Below are 20,755 nucleotides of genomic sequence, written 5' to 3' on the forward strand. Positions count from 1 at the left end.
CCCGTATTCAAAGCACTTAATCAGTTTTGTACTTTCAGTCAACAATGATATCCCCTCCGTTCTTTTAGATCTAAAAGGCAATGTCGAAAGTAATTTGTTTTCATATCTGAGTTGTACCTCCATTGAATTTTCATCTGTTTCTAATTAGTTCATCGGACAGGAGAAGCAATAAGCGAAGCCCTTATCCTTAACTTCCGTTTATTTTCGATCATAGGCGTTTCGCTAATCGAGGAGTTAATATCGAAGCGAAAATTAAAGAAGCCTCCGAAGCGGAAGTAATTTTTTGAAATTAAATCTGCTAAAATTTCGGGGTCGTTCGCACCCGCACCCAATCAGAGACCCCAGAAGGACCCGTAAACGAGAATTTACCCTGTACTTGCCCTTCAACTCCCTCTCACGTCTCTCTTTTATGAGTCCTAGAATCAAAACACCAACACAGCGCCTTTCCGTTCGTCTGGTGACGTGTTGATTTCAGAAACACAAATAGCCGCTTTATTTAGGCAGCGGCAGCCTCTGCGAGCCGTTCTTTTACCGTTGCAGTCACGGATGAAGGAGAGCTGTAATCCAAATGATCCAGGCGGAATGAAGGCATGCTCAATCAAGAATGGCGTGCTATATCTTATGGAATATCGTTCATTCAGTTCTAGGCAAGTTCGTTAGTTTTTACATTTGTATTCAGACAATGCCCACTTTGGTTTAGTGCTTAGCTTAAAGATCAATAATAGTAATATTATTTATTACGAGGGAGAGATGAGCATTTTGTACATTCAAATAATTGGCGGGTTTATAATCCCTTGGATTTTAGGACTCTGGCTAATTAAAGATAGAATTTTCCTATTTGCTTTTTATCCTGCAGCAGTTGCCTTAGCCACAACGATAGATATAATCGGTTCTAATTACTTTTGGCAGTTCTATCCGCATGCGAACAACAAATCCTTTTCAAGCCTTCCGATACTGACAGGAATTCATCCGCTGTCTGCGTGCTTCATGCTATTTCTGATCTATCGAAAAAATATTTGGCCATTGCCAGCGATTTGTTTTTTTGCTGGACTGTTAACCCTCTTTGAATGGTTAGCACAACAAGTCGGTCTATTATCATATTTCAATGGTTGGAATATATTTTGGACTTTCTTGTCATATTTCACCCCTCTCGCTGTACTCTACTTATATTCAAAACAAATGAAGCGTCACATTAAACATCCCCATTAGTACACAGACCTACAGAACCGGACCGATTCTGGGTTTTCTACTATGTGCCAATCTTTTCGCTCTTTTGCACTTTCTGTTCGTCTAGTGGTGTTCCTTCATCTGCGAGCGTCACGAACAATCCTAAATGCTCCAATTATCCCGGCTACAAGACTTATGGTGATCCACAACCAACCAGCCCAATTCAGATGCTTAGATGTATAACTGAGTCCTGAAAAACCAAACTCAATTGTCCAGAATCCTGTATGATCGCTGAACCCCACAAGAAAGAAGAGCAGAGCCCAGGTCGCGCAAGCCATAAACACTAATATACCCATAGATTAATCCCTCCTGAATCTACAGTATGCCCATATCAAACCACCGTGGTATCTGTATATGCAATTTCTAGAATTAAAAAAAGGACCTCCGATCGAAGCGGAAGTCCTTTTTGCTTTATGTACTGGCTGCGATGATATCGCCAAATCTAATCCATTCCCATTCGCCCTGGTCAATGCTCAGCTTGATCTCTTTACGAAATGTATTGATCACCGTCACGAATCCTGTGAGGTCCCGGGTATTAAAGGGGTCAAACACGGTTAGGGTCACCTTGACATGGTCGTTAAATGAATCCTGGAGAGCCTGCCCGATCAGCTGCCACTCTTGTTCGTCGATTACCGGCTTCGTTTCACTTTTCAGCCCCATTTGATGTGCTAGAATCTCGCTCTTATGTTGCGGTAACATCATCCGTGAACTGTCAAACAATCCATTATCGGTTAGTTTCTTGCTCATGGTTTGTACCCTCCTCAATACATGGTCCAGTAATCGGCCCCGCGACTTATGTTCGGGTTCTTGGTAGGGGCCGTTCCTCTCTCCCACGCCTCCAGAATCACAACGTGTTCCACCGACGACTTGTTTTCCCACTGGACATATTCCTGTTTCTCTAGCTCCTTCAACGACTGAATAATTTGATCCTTACGCTTGCTGGCCATAGTCTCAAGCTGCTCCAAGTTAGGCATTTTATTGTGCCGGGTCAGATAATTACTGAGGATCCGCAACAATTTTCGTTCAGAATCCGCAAGCATTCAAACCCCTCCTTGCAAACATCTGTTCCTGTATTATAACCAAACACCCGTTCGCAAATCAATGTAAAAATTCCCCTGCTTGTCCCCAGAACTTACCTCCTGATTAAGCTCCAGCGGAAAGTTATAATTACGGGGTGAGGTGGTTTTATGTTTATCAGCCCGATGTTATTGGAAATGGCGACTGGCCCGTTTTCACATTCGGATTATATATTTGAGCCAAAGATCGACGGGCACCGGCTGGTTTTTTCGCAGGAGTCCGGTGTGATTCGGCTGTACACCAGGCACAATAACGACTGCACCCGGCAGTACCCGGAACTACATTTCCCCTTCGACGAAGATATAATATTGGACGGAGAGATCGCTTGCGTCGATCCAGCCACTGGTATATCGGACTTTGAGGCAGTCATGACTCGGTTCCAGGCAAAAAAGGCAGACAAGATCGATCGTTTGCAGCGAACCCTCCCGGTCACGTTTGTCGTCTTTGACATCCTGCAATATAAAGGGCGTGACCTCCGCAAGCTGCCACTGACGGAACGCAAGGCAATTCTTAGCAGTCTGACCTTACCGGGCACATCTTTTGGCGTGGTTCCATTTATTGAGGGTGCCGGAGAGGAGCTTTTCGAGCAGGTTAGAGCCTGGGGTATGGAGGGCATGGTCGGAAAACGCAAAAAAGCCAGTACGTCAGCCGCCGGTCGGACGCATGGCAGAAGGTTATAAATTGGTCATATGCTGAGGTATTTATCACAGGGTATCGTAAAGATGAGTTCGGATGGCTCACGGCCGTCTTGGATGGATCCGGAAGGCTTCGTCCGACCGGGATCATTGAGCACGGACCGGGACCGAAGGAAAAGAAGGCTTTCTATGGGGTTAGCAGAGGAATTGTTTCAGGTGAGGACAAGAACTTTGTCTACCTGAAGCCGCTGATTCGCGCCGAAGTAAAAATGAGAAACTGGACCAAGGCAGGGCTGCTGCGCAGCCCAGTGTTCACTCGGTTTATAGTTTAACCCAGCAAAGGAGCAGTTTGCCGTTGGCAACTGCTCCATTTTCGTTAAGCTAACGGGCAGGATATCAAGGGAAATATTGTTATTTCATTATAGCGAAACACAACATCGAAGTAATCCGCCGTCTTTTTTGTTCGGCGTTTTTTATTTTGTTTGGCGCTTTAATTAGCGAGAATAAATACATTTTTAGGAGGGATCATAATAAAAAAAACTGGAGGTTTTTATGAAAACAACCGAAAATGGCAAGGAGCATATCCGATTAACTTCAGCTGAAATCGCAAATCTTTGGGGAGCTTACATGGCAAATTCAATGTCAGTTTGTATTCTGAAGTTTTTTTATGAATGTGCCGAGGATAAAGAAATTAAAGAGGTCACTCGGTCTGCTCTGAAAATTTCAGAGCATGTTATGTCAAAGGTAACAGAAATATTTAATAAGGATAATTTTCCTATTCCTCTTGGTTTTACGGAGAAAGATTTAAACCTGGATGCACCTAAATTATATTCGGATACATTTATAATAAACTATCTTCATCAGACCACTAAAAGTGGTTATAGCATGTATGGTATTGCACTACCCCTTATGGCACGTTCAGACGTGCGTAAGTTTATTTCTGATTGTATTGTGTCCTTGACTGATCTTTACAATAAAATAGCGGAGATTTCCTTGGCTAAAGGCATCTTCATAAGGCCTCCTTACGTAACATATCCAGAAACCGTTGAATTCGTTGAATCCAAAGGATTTCTTAGTGGACTTTTAAACCGAGAACGTCCGCTCAACACATTAGAGATCACTCACCTATTTTCTAATACCCAATCTAATGCAATAGGAGCAGCCTTACTTTTGGGATTTAGCCAAGTAACTAAATCAGAAAAAATCAGAAATTATTTTATACGTGGAAGGGAAATTGCCAATAAGCATGTAGAGATTTTCAGCAGCACTCTAAGAAAAGAAAATTTGCCAGCTCCTATGACTTGGGATCAAGATGTTTCGGATTCAAAACTCTCTCCCTTTTCCGAAAAACTAATGCTGTTTCATGTCACAGGTCTAAATGCATTAGGAGTTTACAATTACGGAGCCGCACTTTCGGGAAGTCAAAGACATGATCTTCATGCCCAATATATCAGGTTAATTACTGAAATTGGCGTGTACGGGGATGACGGGGCAAAATTAATGATTGAGAATCAATGGTTAGAGCAAACACCTTTGACTCTCGATAGGGAAAAATTGACGACGGTTTAATAGGACGACGAAAGTCAAGAAAGGAGCAATTTGCCGGGCGGCAGCTGCTCCTATTTTCGTTGGCTAATAGGCAGGATAGTTAGTAAGGATCATCTTTATTAGTTACAACAGATTTTATTGATTGTTTAATTCTTTGAACAGCAACAGGTTTTTCAATAAAATCAGTCATCCCAAGTGCTAAGCACCGTTTTCTTTTATCTAAATCACCTGTAACTGCAATGATCGGTGGTGGTGAGGGGATGGTAGAATAAATTTGTTGGGAGGCGATTACTCCGTCCATTATTGGCATGTGAATATCCATAAAGATAAGATGATAAGATTTGAACTTGAGGGCTGCTAATGCCTCCATACCATTTGTCGCGGTATCTGCAGAGTACCCAAGTTTCTGCAAGATACGAACCAATACAATCCGATCGATTTCCTGATCATCTACTACGAGAACTTTCATTTGAGCAGCCCTTTCAGGTGAGAAAAACAATAGATTTTTAATAATTAAAAGGGGATAAGCGGTGAAAGTAACATTTAGACAATTAACAGGTACTTTTACCCGTTAGTACACGAATTGAAACAGCATTCATACGGTTTATAATTTAGCCCGCAAATTTAAACGTACATGCCTCAAGCACGTAGAATTCATCACCGATTTTCACAGCGAAGTCTGTAATTTCAACGATTTCCCCGCTGCCGATCATTTCTTGGTCGCTAAAGACTTCCACAGGGATTTGCTCTATCATTGCTGTATGGAAATGGATTGGGGAAGTCAGGGGCTTCATAAATCTTTTGCTTTTCATCAAGTTTCACCTCTTCCCGAAATTTTACCATATATCACAATGAAGTGGTAAAACAAAAAGGGCCGCCCAAAAAGGACGGCCGGGAAGAGGAGAAAGCAGGTGCAGCTTATAGGAGCTTACCTATATAAATATTTTGGGTAATCCTGGTTGATTATATACCTCAAAATAAAAGAAGACCCTGCGGCGCGAGCCAAGAGGGGAATTTTTCATGTCCACAAATCATTTAAAAAATACCCGCCTAATGACGGGTATTTAGTGTTTACGTATCACCATTTTTCATTTCTTGGACCATTTGATCAGCAAAATCTTCTATTTGATACTCATTATGAACTTCAAAAGTCTTAGCTTCCTCTTTTAATATCTCTAGGGCTAATTTTATGTTTTTAGTCAAGTCCTTAACATATATTAAGGTTAATAAATCAACATCATTAGTTTTAAATTTATTCTCTAAATTCGACTTAAACTTTAACCTATTGAAGTTATAAGCCCATTCCTTCGCTACTTGGGGCGCCTGTTTACTTCCGCGCTGGGTATAATCAAATGAGAAAGTTTTAACTATTTTCATTCGATTTGTATTTGTCTCATAAGCGTAATCGAGTTCAATTTGCTCCGGACCAATATCAACTTTAAAATTTCTTTCAAATCCACCTTCAAAGTTAGTCTTATTCCTAATGACACGATTCATTATCGATTTTACTTCTTGTTCTGTTAGCCTTGCTTTTTTCTGGACTTCAAAATGGACGTAGGTTTTAAACAAATTCAGAAGATCTGCTTCAAAATCATTAGATCTGATTAAGTGTACTTTCGAGAATTGTAATTGGTTTACATATATAGATGTTGATCTTTCAAGATAATTGACATCAGCCAACTCCTCAAAGGAAGGACCGCTAACCATGGAACTCTTCGAAAAGTCATCCTTTACTCCAGATAAAACAATTTTCAAAAAGGGAATATCGATTTCATCATCAAAGGTCGATACTCTTGAAAAGTTATTTGTAATAATGCAGTCAATAAACTTTTCTTGGGGTGAATGAAGTACTACACCAATGTTAATGAATTCTTCTCTGATGTCATCAGGCACATATCTAAGCACAGCGTACTTACATAATGTATTTGTATTTTCCATTCTAGCTTCCTCCTTTCCAGTAAGGTAATTGGGGTTTTAATACTTCAAGAGCTTCATCAATCCTATGTAGTCGATCACACAAATATTCATGTAATGCGGTCTTATCATCGTAAGGAATCGACCATTCCTCGGGGATACTACTAATAATATCCCACAAATGTTCATTGGTTATCCCTAACATTTTAGCAACAATGGTATCAAATGGATTATGCCCTCGAACGAATGGGACCAGTTTTCTAAATATGTACCCGTTTTGTGTAAACGGCTCGAATTGGGAACCAACCCTTAATCTAAGTTGATGTGCATCCCAGAGAGCTCCGATATCAAAAACATGGGAATGATCAATAACAACAACTTTCATTTTAGCTTGGTCAAATATTAAATTTCCACCATTCTTATCACGATCAGTATTGCAAATAAGTTGGTCAAAAAGAATGATCTCTGGGATACAGCTCAAATTTGTTGCTGGTTCGAGCATTTTAGAATTTAATATTTGATATGCTTTATTAACCTTTTTAGTTCCAAAATGCAAGCCCATTGAAAGTCCAACTTCGCATTCAATGTGACTCGTTATTTCCTGACCATAAGTTTCAATAAATTGAGTATCTAAATTTATTAAAGTTGGAGAAGCAAGAGGCAAACTTAAATGTTCCGCAATTTTAGCAGAGACGTATTCATTAGCAAGCACCCTTGTTCCTTCAGGATTTTGTTGAAATTTTGTATAGTATGAATTGCCATCATCACCCAGAAGGATAAATGGCCTCGTAACTCCATTTCTGACGGGTTGAAGTGGTCTAACAGCATTAACTATTTGCACTTTTGGATAGGCACCTACTTTACAAGTGAATGCAAGTAAGATCAACTTACTACTATCATTGTATTAGAAAGCGAAAATAAAACAATCTATTTATTTAGATTTTTGCCAAAAAGAGATATTGCTTTAATGGGAAATATACAACACAGAGGCCTTATAAGGCCTCTGTTAATCTACGAGTTGTATTAATTTATTATTTTCTAAGACTTCTCCGCTGCTGCGTTCGCTCGTATGTCCTCAAATGCCATTCCCATTCCTTCTGAGCATCCTTGACGGCACCCGCTACCACTTTAGCATCAGCATTTCCATGTATTGTGATAGGCATATTGAAGACAGGGGCCCATGATCCACCCGATTCGATCCCCAAAGCTTCGCCGGCTGCCGCGTACAGTCCTCTGGACCTCTTGGAATTATTGACCGGGATGACGAACTCATCGTCTCCTCCCTCGCCGATCCATGCCAGCTCTGGTGATGTTACCCGGCCACCATCCGCATAGCCATTAAATCCGGGATCCCTGAGCTCGATATGCTTTATCTGCTTTCCTGCAGGAGTTGAATAATCAGGGATCGTGCCTGTTTGGTGCCAAACGACAGACAAGTCGATTTGCTTAGAGAGAGGCAGATCATCCATCTCGGAGTTTAAAGTTTGGATATCTGTCATTGCTTGATCGAACTGCTTTTTCTCGGCATCGCTAAGTTTAGCGTATTTTGCCGCCTGTTCCTGAATTGTTGCTCCGCCCAACTCCTGCATTTCAATGAGCTTGACCTGGGCTCGTAGAACTCTTGGTATGATTTCTCGGCAACGTCCTCGCCGATCGGAATGACCAGGTTCGTCATAACGCTCCGGCCCAGCCCTTGAAGTTCCTTCTTTACGCTGGTGTATTTGACATTGGAAATCTGCTGCATGGTATCGATGGTCTTATCATACTCGCCTTTGACGTCCTTCAACGCCTCAACTGCTTCATGCTTCAAATCCTCGTATTTAGTACCGAACAACGCCACTCCCATCTGATTCCTTGTGTTGGCATCGTCCAGACTATCAAGCTTAGTGATGATTTGTCCCAGTGCATCCCGTGCTTTTAACGAGCCATCGCCCAGACCTTCCATGATTTTATGACTGTCGCTCATATAACTCACAATCTGTGATGAAGCCTTTTCCGCTGAGGCCCCTCCCTTTTTCAAGGACTTCACCAAATCGGTGGCTACATCTTTGCCGGCAACCTTGGAGAGTTTCGAAAATTCTTTTACCTTTGTTCCGCCCTTGCTTAATGCATCGACAAATGAATCAATTCCCGTAGGGGCAAAGAGATAATCCATTGCATCGGTGACAGCTTTATCGCCACTTCTGATCTGGATATTAAATTCCTTCAGTAAGTCCCCCATCATATCCAAATTAAATGTGCCTTTCTTGATCCCGGACTCCAGGATGCTGAACATTTCCTCTGCATCGTACCCCGCATCCTTGAAATGTACGGAATATTCATTCAAGGTATCGAGGAGGTCATCAGAACGATTCAGGCCGCGTTGGCTGCCCTGGGCAATCAAGTCGAAGGCCTGGTCCGCTGTCAGCCCCATATTACGCATGAGGGCGTCTGTAGTACGTACCGTCTCATTGATGTCATAACCAAAGGTATCCTTCAGAATGAGTGCATTCGTGGTTGCACGCTCCAGTTCATCCCCGGCCAGTCCAGTAACCTGCCGGACGTTGACCAGTGAATCAGCAATGTCGTTAAACCCCTCGCCGTAATTCCCTGCGTAAATCTCCTGTATGGTGTCCTTAAACTCGGCCATGTCTTTCTCAGTGGCTCCCGTTGCTGCCCCCATCTGGTGGACGGAGTCGTCCAGAGCGCCGACCTCGCTGATCATGTTGGAGAACATATCACCGACTTGAGTGATAATAGCGTGTGCTCCTGTGAACTGCAGCGTCTTTTCGAAGATCTCCCCGAACTCTCGGACGTCCTCCCGCAGCTCATGGAATGCACCTCGGGCTCCCTCAGCGTCCTGGGTGATCTTTCGGAATCCCTTCGTCCGCTGCAGGCTGTTGAAGTCCCGGCCAAGCCCCGTTACGTCCTTAGAGAGATCATCGAATGTTCGGGTTAGCTTGGGGTCAATGTCGCCATTGAGCTCGAATGTCATTTCAAACTTTTTAGGCATGGGTTAAACCTCCTTTGTAACCAATTTTGATTAATGATTTCATGTGGGTGTTCCGCCTTGGTTTTGAAAACGCGTCATTGACGCATTGAGGACTTCAACGGCAACGTCAGCAACCGTGCGGCCGTCTTTAATTGCTTAGGCCACAATGCCGGCTGCTCCTGGAGACTTAGCAAATTCATTTAGGGCGATGACGCGTTCGCGCTCAGCCTGCTTAGCCTCTGCTATTACTTGGTTGTATAGATCCGGATATTTGCTTTGGAGTTCTTCTAATTTCATGGTTTTCATCCTTCCATATTTGATTGACTCCCTTGGTGTTCCTCTCGGAACAACTCCGGGTCATAATCGGCCAATTCCGCCAATGCTTCATCCAGTGCCGCCGATAAACGTCCTTTTATTACGTTCAGATCATTCTGTCCGATCAGTTCAGGGGCCAGCCGCATCGGAATTGTTCGTATTCGCTGCCGGAATGCACCAAGCATATCGTTCATGACGGCCTCAACGTCTTCTGAACGGTGCAGTTCCCCTTGCATTTCGGCCAGCTCTAGAGCCGCTTTTTCCTTCTTAATGCGCTCATGCTCGGTCTTCTCGTCGATAAATCGAGGCTTTTTATCGTCCTCTCTGCCGCCCGAAACGTGTTCGCAGTAGGCTTGGACGGCCTTGCCCAGCAGGTATTTCCCTCTATCCACCTGCTTCAGGACGCCGTCCCGGGTCAATTGGCGTATCCATTGAGGAGTTTTCCCCACGATCGCAGCCAATTCTGAGGTGATTACCTCTCGATCCTGCAGGCTCTCCGCTTTCGCTTTTCGGTTTCCCATTTTTCATCACCTCACTTTCACTTTTTGTGGTAGGCAGGCTATTTCGAAAATTTCATGCATTATTCGAAGCGAAAAATTGAAAAGTTCCCCTTCAGACGACCCGGCATCCGAAAGGGAAAGTGATTTTTAAAAATAAAATCTAGACCTTAACGGGGGTCGTTCGCACCCGCAGTCGGTTTCAAGCGTTGGAAGGACCCGCGCTTTACTGGATCACCCTCAAATTAGCCGTTTTACGCCTAATCTTCTTTGCCTATTTGCATGCTTCTCTCGAGGGCAAGGGTGACACCCGGCTCACTAACTCCAATCAATTTAGCTAACAACCCTTTTAGTTATGATGCCAATCTTCCGCAGCTCCTCCTCATGAGTAGCAACCTTATCGCTGCCACCAAACGTCAGAGCAGCTCTATTGAACTCTCCGCTCACATAACCAGTAGCTCTGACATCACTGGATGTCGCGTCAATGTTTCTGAACCATCCGTCTTTGAAGAGTCAACCGGAACCGTGATATACATCCCCGCAGAACTACCGCCTTCAGGCAGCTGCCCAACGACACCGAGCACCATGCCCCTCTGGATCACTCCGGAACCTGCTTTGACGATCACGGACACCGTAACCATTGGCTGCACCATTCCGGCAATCAAAATATCATAACTTCTACTCTCATATGCTGGCATATTATAGCCCTCCAATTTATTGAATCTTATTATTGTTCCAGTTGATCCTTGGCCGAGATATCACCTAAATGATTACGTTTGAGCGCTGCCTTGATCCGATCGCGCTTCTCATGTTGTCTCTGCCCTCTGGCATGATAATGACGGCCTGGACCGTGGTTTAGCCCTGCCTTGTTCTTTGCCTTCCATTGCTGGAAGCTTTTACGGGAGACGTCTTTCTGCTCTATTGTCGAAGCCATGACCCTCCACCTCCGAGATATTAATAAAGGGCGCTGATATAGCACGCCCTAACATGTTTCCTGCGCAAGACATTATCTGTTATTGTAAGGCGATGGATAATTCGCCCAATCGCTGCCCCCTTGGCTCATATCGACATGAGTAACATTTCGTCCAGACGAGGCTCCTTTCTTGTTGAAATAACTTTCAGTGTCTTCGCCGGCCAACCAGCTTTTTATGAAACTCTGTTGCTCATATGCTGATAATGAATAAGCTCTCGAATCAATATGGTTAAGATAACTAAAGTGGGTTAACTCCTCAGACACAGACCTGCTAAACCGAAGTTCGTTTCTTGTTTTCTCCATCTGCTTCTCAAGTTCATCAATCTGTGCCTGCAGCTCATCTAATCGAGCATGATCTGCTTTACGTTGTTGAAGCCGTTCTTCTTCTGCCTTATTCGCTGCCGCTCGAATCTTGTCCATATCTTTCGCGTAGTAATCCCGGGCCGTCCCCAACTGACCTTTATATCCTTCAATGGAGTCCTGGATCTCTTGAAGCTCAATACGCAGATCCCGGTTTTCCTTCTTGATAGTCGCAACACCGCCGGTGTCCCCGTCCATCTCAAGTTCGATCATGCGGCTGGAGTTGTCCTTGATCTTTGTCTGAATGACTTCTTCTTGCTCCTGGAGATCGTTAATCTTACCTTGGATCAGCTGCTCCCGTTTATCGACTTTCTCGATTGACTCCTGCATCAGTTCTTTCCAATCTTTTTTCTTTAACATGATTCAATCTCTCCCTTTGGTTTAATTAACGACGGCCATTACGGCGATCCAATATTTGATTCGCAAAATCAATCATTTGATTGACTGCTTCCTCTTGCTCAATGGTTGCCTTGACTATCCGTATGGCGGCATTCTCTGGAGACTCTCCTGAAGATATGGCCTCGTCAATGAAGTGACTGTTTTCAGCCATGCGCATGGATTCAAGTTGTTTGACTCGCTGCTGTTCTGTGTACTGAATTGATGTTGTTGCTGGTGTTGTTTTAGCAGAATTGTATGGGCCGTCATTAAGAAGACTCTGACGCAGTCCTTCCAAGGCATCGGCATCCATGTTCTTGAGCATATCCATGAGAATGGGTAGCATCATCTTGTCTATACCTGCGCCGGATTGCCCTGTCAGCTCTCCCCGCACTCTGTCAGGATTGAAACCGTGGGGTCCTCTATTCGTATTTCTAAGCATCTTGGTTCCCTTCTCTCTTACGGGGCTAATTTAGGCCCCCTTATTTGTAACACTCTATACCTTTGAACACTGATTACTCTTTTGATTTTCGCTCCTCTCTAAGTGGGTAGGTACTTTGATACCTCTTGATGAGGCGAGCGCATCAAACGCCTATAGTTATAGGCGTAAAACAGAAATAACGAGGGGTGGGGAGCGAGCCGCCCCTTTGTAGTTAATTTTGATCATCGACTTATCACCTCCGGCAATAACTATCAATATTTTTATAGTTGATTCCTATAAGACGAATGGATATAATGTATATAATTCATTCAAATTCATTGGTTTTTTCGTATGCCTCCGCTGTTGCCGCAGTGGGGGCTCCTTCTTTTATGGCGTTCGCAAAGAAATTATCAGGAAGACCAACCTTCTCTTCAAAAATAGCTAGCTCGACCGCCTTTTCTCCATTTGACAGAACTACAACACTATCCGTGAGGAGTTTAATAATTTCCTCAAGTTTCAATCCGCGGTAACCAATCAATGCTGTAGCAAGGTCAATTACTCCGCTCATCGATCTTCACCTCACTTCATATCCATTGATTTATTAGCACCTTTGTAGAGGCGTTCTTTAAAATCAGCTAGCATTCTGGCGGTTTTTAAATCCCTATTAACAACGTTCTCCAGGCATCGTTCCTCCAACTTATGGACGTCCTCTACAAACATGTATAAATCAAGGATCGCATGTTCCCGAGAAAATTCTTCCTCAGGAACACTCATCAATGTACAGGCCAATTCCAATAGTTTTGATTTCAATTCCGCAACCTGCTGCCAAATCGCTGTATCCATAGCCCTTTTTTCTCCTCTCAAAGAAGCCGCATTGGTCTTCATAATTAGTTTGACCGATAACCTACTGTCAGACGGTAGGAGCCAGGCGCTTCGACCTTGTGGGACTTAACCACTTGCCGGCCGTAAGAAAGGTCTTTCAAGAGCTGCTCGAATTTACTGATGCACCCAGGGTCGTCGAGGTCTATCTGAAATTCCCGATCGGCCGTTTTTTCGACTTCATGATGCTCGCACAACTCCTGCCACGCCTCTTTGATCGCCAGGACCAGGACGATATATATCCGCTTGTCCTCCATCTGCACGGCCTCAGAAAGCACTCCCTTGACGATCGGGGCAAGATAATCATTAACCTCTTCCCAATCGGTTCTAGGGCTGAGTGCTGACGTGAGCATCATCCCAATATCAGAGTTGAACAGTTCACCTGTGCCGGCTTGTTCTTCGAGATACTGAGCAAACGGGACCCCTTGGCCTGTCTCGTTATCGACGATGGCAGGAGCAACTTCTCTTAAATTTTTCATGGTTCATCCTTTTGTTAGATTGTTATTGATTTGTTATTGAACCGGACCGAGTATGTCAGAACCGATTTCTGAGAGTCCTCTATTCAAGTACTCCGAGAATTCCCTTTTCAACCCTTGATGATCAATAAAATTGCGAGCAGCTGTCATAATGATATCTTCGGTCATCTTATCTTGGACGGCGGTTTGTAACGCTTTGATGAGGCCAAGATGCTCGTTCCTCGCTTTTGCAAATAGATCTGTGAAAAAATCAACTGCATCATCCTCACTGAGCGTGCCCATTCTTACGCTGCTGATCAGAACCCTAATTTCATTTCTACCGTTATCCCTTTCGATGTTCCTCACCTCCTTCACATCAGAACCTTGTGCAGCCCATCGATCTGAATTCCAAGTGCGAGCGCTAGCATAGCCATTGCCCTGTTCTTAATTTTTGTATAAGTTGCCTCGGCTACAGGCGGGTCCATCAATTGGTTATATACTACGTAGTCGAACGGAAGATCATTTTTCATATATCGTTCTGTGATTATGAATCGTTCTTTATGCGGTAACCGGTATACTGCCTGTTCTAATCTTTCGCAAAACGCTTGACGTCGGGCAGGCTCGTCTACGTTGTAAATAGCTACACTTGCTGTTTGATCACTGATAACGTTTGTTGGACCATAAGGACGATCCTCATAACTAGCAGTGACTCTTGCTTCACGCACTTGAAACAAGGTGTATTTGTATAACTGGTAACGCTCGAAATAATCCTCCATAGCCGTTCGAATTTCTTTCTTTACGGCGGCAGGTAGGTTATCTATTGCTCGCATATGATCGGCCCCTTTGGTATGATGGAGTTAGCCGCTTAACTCCTGCCAAGGAGTTCTTTTTATTTATTGAATTGGTTGTACAAATGAACTTCGAAATATCGATGAGATAATTCAAGAAAATACCTAATGCTTCTGTTATTGCCTTCCTTGAGCGGATCCTTGAAGAACTGTGTCACCCCCTCCTCCCACTCTTCCTGAGTTGTTCCGCATTCGATTAAATGACTTATTTGGTTTTGAATGAATTCATAAGTTTTCTCGGATATCCTTACGTGCTTTCTTTTCATCACTTTCTTATAATGATTCAAATAAAAGTTAAGGAAGGGGTCGTCGATTTCATCGAAATCGATGTAATATTTTTCTTTACTCCTTTTTTCTTTAGTTTCTTTCTTTATATGGGGAGCTAATGAGTCCCCCTTATAGGAACCTATCGAGTCCCCTATTGAGGAACCTATTGAGTCCCCTATATCGGGGTTAATTTGCAGGTATCTCTTTTTTCCCTCCCTTCTTTGAAGAATGATTCCACGCTGTATCATTTTCCTCAGTTCCCTTTTAACCTGTTCTTGATTGCAACCAGTTAAGCCGGAAATGAAACTGACTGATAGCCAATGTTCCGTTTGGTTGTAGCCAAAGGTGTTCCGGATTACCGCATTTAAAATCCTGAACTGTGTCATATTGAGATCAGCTGTCATCTGATAGTTCATCACCCAATGGGGAACCTTAACAAATAATGAATCTTTGCTGTTCTCCACTCACCTCACCCTCTTATCCTCCACTGCCGCAAAACTGCAGAATTCATTCAAGAGGTTTATACATGGCACGCTCGCGTCTTCGTTCATCCAGACATCACCGCCGCCCCCGATAACAAGCTCAGGAAATCGTGTGCTTCAATAGCTCCTGAAGTGTAATCAACCAAGGATAGATGGAGTGGCCCGGCTGCTGCTGGGTTGACCTCATTGATTTCAAACATGGCAGTCGTTACTTCCTCGATCATCTCGTCAGTCAGCATGAGCTTAATCCCGATCCCTTCTAATGCGGCAGCTTTGTTCGTCAATTCCCGGATCAACTTCAGCAGCCGAAGGGTCACATTTTGATTTTCCAATGTCGATCCCTCCTATTACACGTGACAAGCGTTCGTATTCCCTGAAATCCATTTATCAAGCTCATGTCGCCGGAAGAAATAACGACTTTTCACCTTGAAATACGGGATGCTATCCGTCCGGCACAGATCGTAAATGGTCCAGGTGGAGCAGCGCAGGTATTCAGCTGCTTCCTTGACGGTGAATGTCTGCGGCGCCTCAGCTGCTTTAGACTGCTGCTGGGCTACCAATTGGGCCAATTGCATCATTATCGCTCCCTGATCCATTTGCGGCTGTCGTTCAATTACTTCAACGACCTGAGCCGGTTGGCTGGATGGCTGATGAATAATTACTGTCGGCACGGCATGACGGGCATTTCTTTTACGTACCATTTTGTGAGCCTCCTCAAAATAGTGTTTTAATTTGTTACTTCAGATGGGGGCTAATTAAGAGTGGATTAACTGCCGAATCTCTTTCGAGCTCGTTCCGACATAGCGGCCCGCTGCTCCTCAGAAATTTTTCTTTCCATCGCGAATCGTACTTGCTTCTCGTTGAGCTTCCATTTTGCTGCAGTTACCCGGTCGCCGTCTTTTTCTTCCCAGTAAGGCATGGCGATCTTATTAAGCTTGGTCAGGTGCTTTGGTACACATGTGTACACGTACCAGCTGTTATCGATATGGTCGTAAACACAAACAGTCTCGCGTTCCTCATTTGTATACTTCATCTCAATTCGTCCACCTTCCCGAAATTTCAAAACAACTATCGATGTAAATAGGCATTACTTACTTCCCGAGGCTCAACATTAGCCGGGATCTGTTTTAGTGCTCAATAATCCCTGTATCTTTTTGCAGAAATAGCGCACGGGTGCTCTTTTCAAGTTGGTTTATTTTCGCAAACTATGTTGCGGCGACTTAACGATCTCAAAGATGTCATCGAATTCAACTTCAAGAGTGTCGCAAATGCGTTTTGCAATCCGCGGGGATGGATTACGGTCACCGTTGCTGATCTGTAAAGCAGTCACTTGACCGATATTTGCTGCTTCTGCAAATGCCTTTTTTGAGAATCCCCTACGTATCAGCATTTTTTCGAACTCAACAGGGTCTTTTAGCTTAATCCTCATGAATTAGCCTCCTTTCAATCTCTTTTGGAATATTTAATCTCTGTAGAGATAATATCACACTAAAGAGATTAAATGCAACAGCAATATTTCAATTGAGATATATTTAGTTTATAATGAACAAAAATGTGATATGGAGATGATTAAATTTGATAAATCATGAGTTTGGGCCTTACTTAAGAGAACTCCGAAAGAAGAAAGGTATGACTGTTGCTGAATTAGCAAAAAAATCGAATGTTTCTCAATCGTATTTAACAAATGTTGAAAATAAAAAAAGGGGAGTTCCCTCACCTGATATCCTTAAGCGTTTATATATCCACTTGGATGTTGAATATTTGGAACTAATGAAAGCTGCTGGATATATCAGCAGCAACACTAGTGATATTTCATTGTTGGTGTCTTCTCCCGAAAACTTATATATATATCTTGATGAGTTGGAAGCAATCTTTACAGACCAAACAGGGAAGTTTGTAGCAAACGTATTGGAGGATGTCAAAGAGGTGATGTTTAGTTCCAGATGGTACTTTTACAATGGAGCCAGAAGTTTATGCCTATCGATGGGAGATGATAAAGAAGCGGAACAGAGATTAAAAAAATTAATCTCCCTGCCAAAATCCCCATATAGGGACTTTGATGAAGATACTTTTTTTAATGAGGTCGTTTCATTAACACCAAAGTTTTTGTTTGATGTACTTAGCAGGGAAGAACTAATCGAGCCTGATGAGGATACTTACAGTGAATTTTCTAAAATTCTGATCTCTTTGTCACAGATTGCCCTAAGCACAGAAAAAGGAGACGATAACGAACAAGTATTAAATTTCTTGCGTGATCAAAAAATCATAGTTGATATTGAAGAATTCCTTCAAAAAAAATATATCAGATATCAAAACAAGCGTATTTCAGAACAAGATCGGGAGCGTATCCTTGAAATGTTACAAGTTCTCTTTTCAATACGGAAATAAACATCTGTACGTACACCGACATAGAAAAAGGAGTTTTGTCGTGAATAAGGGTAAGAAATTTAACATCATACAGATCAACGGTATCAAGCCCATAAACGAATGGCTCGAGCGGGGAATTGAAAACTTCGCCAAGCGTGAATATGGCCTAAGTATCAAAGTTAGAGTTGTCGATCTTGTAAAAAAAGGAGAAAGCGCTCATGACTAAAGCCAAAAAAAGTTCCTTTTCTATTTCGTTCATAAGGATCTGCTCAGAAGAGGAGTCAAAGAAAAGGATAAAGAGGTTGATTAAACCGGGGATTTTAAAGGTCCTAGAAAAGCATGGTGCCGTATCGACAAACCTCGATGAAGTGTTGGACAAGTATATCGTAGCGCCCAACACACGCTGTGAGCCGTTTTAATAGTGAATGTAGCTGTTTTCGGTCAGGTGGGGTCCTCCAAACCCATAGCAAACGAATTGATCGGTTAAACGCCGCCAGAACATGGTCAGGCATCGCACCAGCGGAGTCATAACATAAAGGTGATGACCTCAGTGGTCCGTTAGGGCACCCGAAAGGACTGGATGGTCCGTCCAGTCCTCAATATTATTTTAGTTCCATGCCCGTCAATCTGGCGTATGTGAATGGTGGCCTGGGTGTTGACTAATTAAACACCTCTAGACCGGCGCTAAGGGGTGAAGGATCGTTCACCCCTAGCAAATATGGTGGGGATCAGAATTGAACCCTCAGCAGGTTAGTGGTGGTCAAATGCCCCCCAGTATGCCAACACGTAATTTCTCGAATCAAGACTGACCATCATTACGCAGCGTTTAAGCTGAATTTCATAAGAAGTTATCGACGTAAAATAGGCTAAGTCCCAGCAAGGGTATCAACATACCTGTTTAGTGTTCTGCTATCGGTAATCATTGAATTAATAAGGAGGTTTTCACTGTGCCAAGCATCCAAAAACGTGGTGAACGGTCTTGGCGGCTTATTGCAGAGCTTGGATATGACGCAAACGGTAAAAGACTCCAGGAGAAGAAAACCATCAGGGTAGAAGATCCAGCCCTCCTGCGTGCTCCAAAACGCCTCCAGAACTATCTAGAGGCTGAACTTATAAAGTTCCAAATGGAAGTCGATGCCGGGAATTACGTAAAACCGGAGAAGATGACATTCGAGGCTTTTACTGAAAAGTGGATTAAACAGTTCGTTGAAGTAGAACTTGAGGAAAAGACGCAGCTGAATTATAAGTTCCATGTAGAGAAGCGAATACTGCCTTATTTCGGAAGTATGCATATGGAAAGGATAAAAACACTGCATATTAAGGACTATCTCGATTATTTAAGTACTCCAGCTGCTGCCCTAAGAGGAGACAAGCCTCCTGGATCTGCGACCATCGTTTATAACTATAGGGTACTGCGGAGTATATTTTCGAAGGCTGTTGAATGGAGAGTATTGAAGGACAATCCTATGGCTGGCGTCAAGAGGCCAAAAGAAGATGACGTAAAGGAAATGGAGGTATACGACGAAAAGGAAATCACAGCGTTATTTGATGCGCTGGTGGATGAACCTTTACACCTCCGTATCCTGGTTACGCTGGCCGTTACCACAGGGATGAGGCGCGGGGAAATGGCCGGCTTAGAATGGAAGAACATCGATTTGGTGAATGGCTTTATCGATATCAAGCAGACCATACCTATGTATAAAAATAATGAGCCTGTAATCAAAGGACCTAAGAATAAGAAGTCTGTTCGTAAGATCGCTATCTCCCCATCGGTTGTCGAAGAACTTAAGGTTTATTATTCCGAATGGCGCAAAGATCGATTCAAGATTGCGGATAAATGGGAGAACGGTGAATTTGAATTTCTTTTCTGTCATCCAAATGGTAAACCAGTTTCCCCTCAACGGCTAACGTCCTGGTGGATTGATTTCCACCGAAAGCATAATCTAAAGCCAATCCGACTTCATGATTTACGCCATACCTCAGTATCCTGGATGATCTTTAAGAAGGTCCATTCAGAAGCAATTGCAAAGCGTGTAGGGCACACAAATACGAAGATGCTCGAGATATATGGGCACATATTTGAATCCGTGGACAAGGCCGCTGCAAGCGTCTTTGACGACATCACGATCCCGACAAAAAGAAGGCCTGAATTGGGTACCTTGCTTGGGCACTAAATTGGGTACCATTTGGGTACCAAATCCGCAATAATTAAACAAAATACCCCTTCTCAGAGCATCATGAAATATTTAGCAAACCCTAATACATCAATATTTAGAGCTACACGCAAAAATCGAAAATAACCCCAGTATCACATCTCCCATGAGGGCGTCCCGCAAGGGGCGCCCAATTTTATTTGGTTAACATCCGATTGTATTTGTATCTGGACGCGCTGCACTTGTGCGGTTTGTTCCTAATCATAAAAAAGCACCCCGTCAGATAACAGAATCTGTAAGGGTGCTTTTGCTTGATTATGGGATGCCGAGTCGCTTAGGAGTGCTCGCGGTTTCTTCCGCGGAGTCCAATCAATCCAAGCAGGCCAAGAAGTCCAAGCCATCCCCAGTCCATGTCGTTGTTGTCATTAGCTGCGTTGGTACGGATCGTATTGTTATATCCGTTGTTGGTACCGTAGGTGCCGTAAGTATTGTTCATACCGTTGGTGCCATAGGTTCCGTTTGTGTTGTTGGTGCTGTATGTTCCTGTAGTGCCAGTGCCAGTACCATTGCCATACGCAAATGCAGGCACGGCAACACTCATGGAAATGCAGGCTGTGAGCAGGGCTGCAGCGATACGCTTCTTCATCATTTTCACCTCCAGGTATAAGACTTCAATCGTAAGTTTCCCAAATGAGATATCACCTATGCAGTCCGTAGCCCGTATCTATTTCATCCCATGGGATATTTTGTATTTCCCGTTTTTACGCAAAAAAATGACCCTGTCACAGCGCCAAGGCCGTCAGGGTCCATTCCGTACTATATATATCAAAGGGGGTTATATATATAAATATACAAACCAATTGTGAATGAAACATTAAAACAGCATTATGCCAGTATTAATTTTTGATGTCTGTTTGGTTACGGGACATGCGCCCATTTTTACAGGGCACTTATCACGATTTTCGCCTTCCAGCATACGATGTTTCCATAG

Annotated in this window: 32 protein-coding genes and 1 pseudogene; 7 read left to right on the top strand and 26 right to left on the bottom strand. The window is 43.3% G+C overall.

From position 1 onward, the window contains the following. Positions 1-750 precede the first annotated feature (750 nt). Positions 751-1,209: a hypothetical protein gene (locus CPT76_RS16860; protein ID WP_105443657.1), complete on the top strand. Its 459-nt coding sequence runs from the start codon at positions 751-753 to the stop codon at positions 1,207-1,209. A 95-nt stretch (positions 1,210-1,304) separates the two neighbouring features. Here CPT76_RS16860 and CPT76_RS37530 read toward each other — a convergent pair whose 3' ends face one another. The 3 genes from CPT76_RS37530 to CPT76_RS16875 all read right to left on the bottom strand — a co-directional run bounded on the left by CPT76_RS37530 (position 1,305) and on the right by CPT76_RS16875 (position 2,267). Next, complete coding sequence (locus CPT76_RS37530; RefSeq protein ID WP_105443658.1) at positions 1,305-1,523, bottom strand: hypothetical protein; 219 nt, start codon at positions 1,521-1,523, stop codon at positions 1,305-1,307. A gap of 115 nt (positions 1,524-1,638) precedes the next feature. After that, positions 1,639-1,974, bottom strand: a complete 336-nt coding sequence (locus CPT76_RS16870; RefSeq protein WP_105443659.1) for a YolD-like family protein — start codon at positions 1,972-1,974, stop codon at positions 1,639-1,641. 14 nt (positions 1,975-1,988) lie between these two features. Further along, positions 1,989-2,267 (bottom strand): hypothetical protein, encoded by a 279-nt coding sequence (locus CPT76_RS16875; RefSeq protein WP_105443660.1) that lies wholly within the window; start codon positions 2,265-2,267, stop codon positions 1,989-1,991. Positions 2,268-2,414: 147 nt separating this feature from the next. Here CPT76_RS16875 and CPT76_RS16880 point away from each other — a divergent pair. Both CPT76_RS16880 and CPT76_RS16885 read left to right on the top strand, forming a co-directional pair. Beyond that, positions 2,415-3,271, top strand: a pseudogene (locus CPT76_RS16880) (ATP-dependent DNA ligase). 220 nt (positions 3,272-3,491) lie between these two features. Then, positions 3,492-4,508 (top strand): DUF3231 family protein, encoded by a 1,017-nt coding sequence (locus CPT76_RS16885; RefSeq protein WP_105443661.1) that lies wholly within the window; start codon positions 3,492-3,494, stop codon positions 4,506-4,508. A 79-nt stretch (positions 4,509-4,587) separates the two neighbouring features. Here the strand turns inward: CPT76_RS16885 and CPT76_RS16890 are convergent, their stop codons facing one another. The 22 genes from CPT76_RS16890 to CPT76_RS16990 all read right to left on the bottom strand — a co-directional run bounded on the left by CPT76_RS16890 (position 4,588) and on the right by CPT76_RS16990 (position 16,673). Beyond that, a complete protein-coding gene (locus CPT76_RS16890) occupies positions 4,588-4,956 on the bottom strand; it encodes a response regulator (RefSeq protein WP_105443662.1) in 369 nt (122 codons plus the stop codon). 142 nt (positions 4,957-5,098) lie between these two features. Next, on the bottom strand, positions 5,099-5,299 hold the full coding sequence (locus CPT76_RS16895; RefSeq protein WP_258168545.1) for a hypothetical protein: 201 nt from the start codon (positions 5,297-5,299) through the stop codon (positions 5,099-5,101). A gap of 259 nt (positions 5,300-5,558) precedes the next feature. Continuing rightward, entirely contained in the window at positions 5,559-6,425 is an 867-nt protein-coding gene (locus tag CPT76_RS16900) for a DUF3037 domain-containing protein (RefSeq protein WP_105443663.1), read from the bottom strand. Position 6,426: 1 nt separating this feature from the next. Next, positions 6,427-7,242, bottom strand: a complete 816-nt coding sequence (locus CPT76_RS16905) for a HipA family kinase (protein WP_146116258.1) — start codon at positions 7,240-7,242, stop codon at positions 6,427-6,429. A gap of 190 nt (positions 7,243-7,432) precedes the next feature. Continuing rightward, the gene (locus CPT76_RS16910) at positions 7,433-7,990 is read right to left on the bottom strand and encodes a lysozyme family protein (protein WP_146116259.1); all 558 of its coding nucleotides are present in this window, start codon (positions 7,988-7,990) and stop codon (positions 7,433-7,435) included. After that, positions 7,897-9,393, bottom strand: coding sequence for a phage tail tape measure protein (locus CPT76_RS16915; RefSeq protein WP_105443666.1), 1,497 nt, complete (start codon positions 9,391-9,393; stop codon positions 7,897-7,899). Before CPT76_RS16915 ends, CPT76_RS16910 begins: the two co-directional genes overlap by 94 nt. A 135-nt stretch (positions 9,394-9,528) precedes the next feature. Next, on the bottom strand, positions 9,529-9,669 hold the full coding sequence (locus tag CPT76_RS37535) for a hypothetical protein (protein WP_181152884.1): 141 nt from the start codon (positions 9,667-9,669) through the stop codon (positions 9,529-9,531). Between the two features lie 5 nt (positions 9,670-9,674). Then, positions 9,675-10,208: a hypothetical protein gene (locus CPT76_RS16920; protein ID WP_105443667.1), complete on the bottom strand. Its 534-nt coding sequence runs from the start codon at positions 10,206-10,208 to the stop codon at positions 9,675-9,677. 419 nt (positions 10,209-10,627) lie between these two features. Then, complete coding sequence (locus CPT76_RS16925; RefSeq protein WP_105443668.1) at positions 10,628-10,882, bottom strand: hypothetical protein; 255 nt, start codon at positions 10,880-10,882, stop codon at positions 10,628-10,630. Positions 10,883-10,911: 29 nt separating this feature from the next. Beyond that, positions 10,912-11,118 (bottom strand): hypothetical protein, encoded by a 207-nt coding sequence (locus CPT76_RS16930; protein ID WP_105443669.1) that lies wholly within the window; start codon positions 11,116-11,118, stop codon positions 10,912-10,914. 72 nt (positions 11,119-11,190) lie between these two features. Beyond that, positions 11,191-11,877, bottom strand: a complete 687-nt coding sequence (locus CPT76_RS16935) for a coiled-coil domain-containing protein (RefSeq protein ID WP_105443670.1) — start codon at positions 11,875-11,877, stop codon at positions 11,191-11,193. Positions 11,878-11,902: 25 nt separating this feature from the next. Further along, complete coding sequence (locus tag CPT76_RS16940; RefSeq protein WP_105443671.1) at positions 11,903-12,334, bottom strand: hypothetical protein; 432 nt, start codon at positions 12,332-12,334, stop codon at positions 11,903-11,905. 304 nt (positions 12,335-12,638) lie between these two features. Then, positions 12,639-12,881 carry a hypothetical protein gene (locus CPT76_RS16945; RefSeq protein WP_105443672.1) on the bottom strand — a complete coding sequence of 81 codons (243 nt, stop codon included), beginning with the start codon at positions 12,879-12,881 and terminating at the stop codon, positions 12,639-12,641. Positions 12,882-12,892: 11 nt separating this feature from the next. Beyond that, positions 12,893-13,156 carry a hypothetical protein gene (locus CPT76_RS16950; RefSeq protein WP_105443673.1) on the bottom strand — a complete coding sequence of 88 codons (264 nt, stop codon included), beginning with the start codon at positions 13,154-13,156 and terminating at the stop codon, positions 12,893-12,895. 44 nt (positions 13,157-13,200) lie between these two features. Further along, complete coding sequence (locus tag CPT76_RS16955) at positions 13,201-13,671, bottom strand: hypothetical protein (protein ID WP_105443674.1); 471 nt, start codon at positions 13,669-13,671, stop codon at positions 13,201-13,203. A gap of 33 nt (positions 13,672-13,704) precedes the next feature. Further along, positions 13,705-13,950 carry a hypothetical protein gene (locus CPT76_RS16960; protein ID WP_146116260.1) on the bottom strand — a complete coding sequence of 82 codons (246 nt, stop codon included), beginning with the start codon at positions 13,948-13,950 and terminating at the stop codon, positions 13,705-13,707. Between the two features lie 68 nt (positions 13,951-14,018). Beyond that, a complete protein-coding gene (locus CPT76_RS16965) occupies positions 14,019-14,477 on the bottom strand; it encodes an ArpU family phage packaging/lysis transcriptional regulator (protein ID WP_105443676.1) in 459 nt (152 codons plus the stop codon). A gap of 59 nt (positions 14,478-14,536) precedes the next feature. Further along, positions 14,537-15,226 carry a replication protein gene (locus CPT76_RS16970; protein WP_105443677.1) on the bottom strand — a complete coding sequence of 230 codons (690 nt, stop codon included), beginning with the start codon at positions 15,224-15,226 and terminating at the stop codon, positions 14,537-14,539. Positions 15,227-15,309: 83 nt separating this feature from the next. After that, entirely contained in the window at positions 15,310-15,576 is a 267-nt protein-coding gene (locus tag CPT76_RS16975; RefSeq protein WP_105443678.1) for a hypothetical protein, read from the bottom strand. A gap of 15 nt (positions 15,577-15,591) precedes the next feature. Then, positions 15,592-15,945, bottom strand: a complete 354-nt coding sequence (locus CPT76_RS39910) for a helix-turn-helix domain-containing protein (RefSeq protein ID WP_258168546.1) — start codon at positions 15,943-15,945, stop codon at positions 15,592-15,594. A gap of 65 nt (positions 15,946-16,010) precedes the next feature. Continuing rightward, positions 16,011-16,277 (bottom strand): hypothetical protein, encoded by a 267-nt coding sequence (locus tag CPT76_RS16985; protein WP_105443679.1) that lies wholly within the window; start codon positions 16,275-16,277, stop codon positions 16,011-16,013. A 159-nt stretch (positions 16,278-16,436) separates the two neighbouring features. After that, the gene (locus CPT76_RS16990) at positions 16,437-16,673 is read right to left on the bottom strand and encodes a helix-turn-helix transcriptional regulator (RefSeq protein WP_105443680.1); all 237 of its coding nucleotides are present in this window, start codon (positions 16,671-16,673) and stop codon (positions 16,437-16,439) included. A gap of 146 nt (positions 16,674-16,819) precedes the next feature. Here CPT76_RS16990 and CPT76_RS16995 point away from each other — a divergent pair, with 146 nt between their 5' ends. From CPT76_RS16995 to CPT76_RS17005, 4 genes are all read left to right on the top strand, one after another. Further along, positions 16,820-17,632 carry a helix-turn-helix domain-containing protein gene (locus CPT76_RS16995; RefSeq protein WP_105443681.1) on the top strand — a complete coding sequence of 271 codons (813 nt, stop codon included), beginning with the start codon at positions 16,820-16,822 and terminating at the stop codon, positions 17,630-17,632. A gap of 40 nt (positions 17,633-17,672) precedes the next feature. Continuing rightward, positions 17,673-17,837 carry a hypothetical protein gene (locus CPT76_RS37540; RefSeq protein WP_181152885.1) on the top strand — a complete coding sequence of 55 codons (165 nt, stop codon included), beginning with the start codon at positions 17,673-17,675 and terminating at the stop codon, positions 17,835-17,837. Then, on the top strand, positions 17,830-18,030 hold the full coding sequence (locus CPT76_RS38395) for a hypothetical protein (protein WP_105443682.1): 201 nt from the start codon (positions 17,830-17,832) through the stop codon (positions 18,028-18,030). Before CPT76_RS37540 ends, CPT76_RS38395 begins: the two co-directional genes overlap by 8 nt. A gap of 528 nt (positions 18,031-18,558) precedes the next feature. Beyond that, entirely contained in the window at positions 18,559-19,785 is a 1,227-nt protein-coding gene (locus CPT76_RS17005) for a site-specific integrase (protein WP_105443683.1), read from the top strand. A 313-nt stretch (positions 19,786-20,098) separates the two neighbouring features. Here the strand turns inward: CPT76_RS17005 and CPT76_RS17010 are convergent, their stop codons facing one another. Then, positions 20,099-20,410, bottom strand: coding sequence for a WGxxGxxG family protein (locus CPT76_RS17010; RefSeq protein ID WP_105443684.1), 312 nt, complete (start codon positions 20,408-20,410; stop codon positions 20,099-20,101). Between the last annotated feature and the right edge of the window lie 345 nt (positions 20,411-20,755).

The organism is Paenibacillus sp. AR247, from assembly GCF_002968895.1.
GTDB lineage: Bacteria > Bacillota > Bacilli > Paenibacillales > Paenibacillaceae > Paenibacillus_AQ > Paenibacillus_AQ favisporus.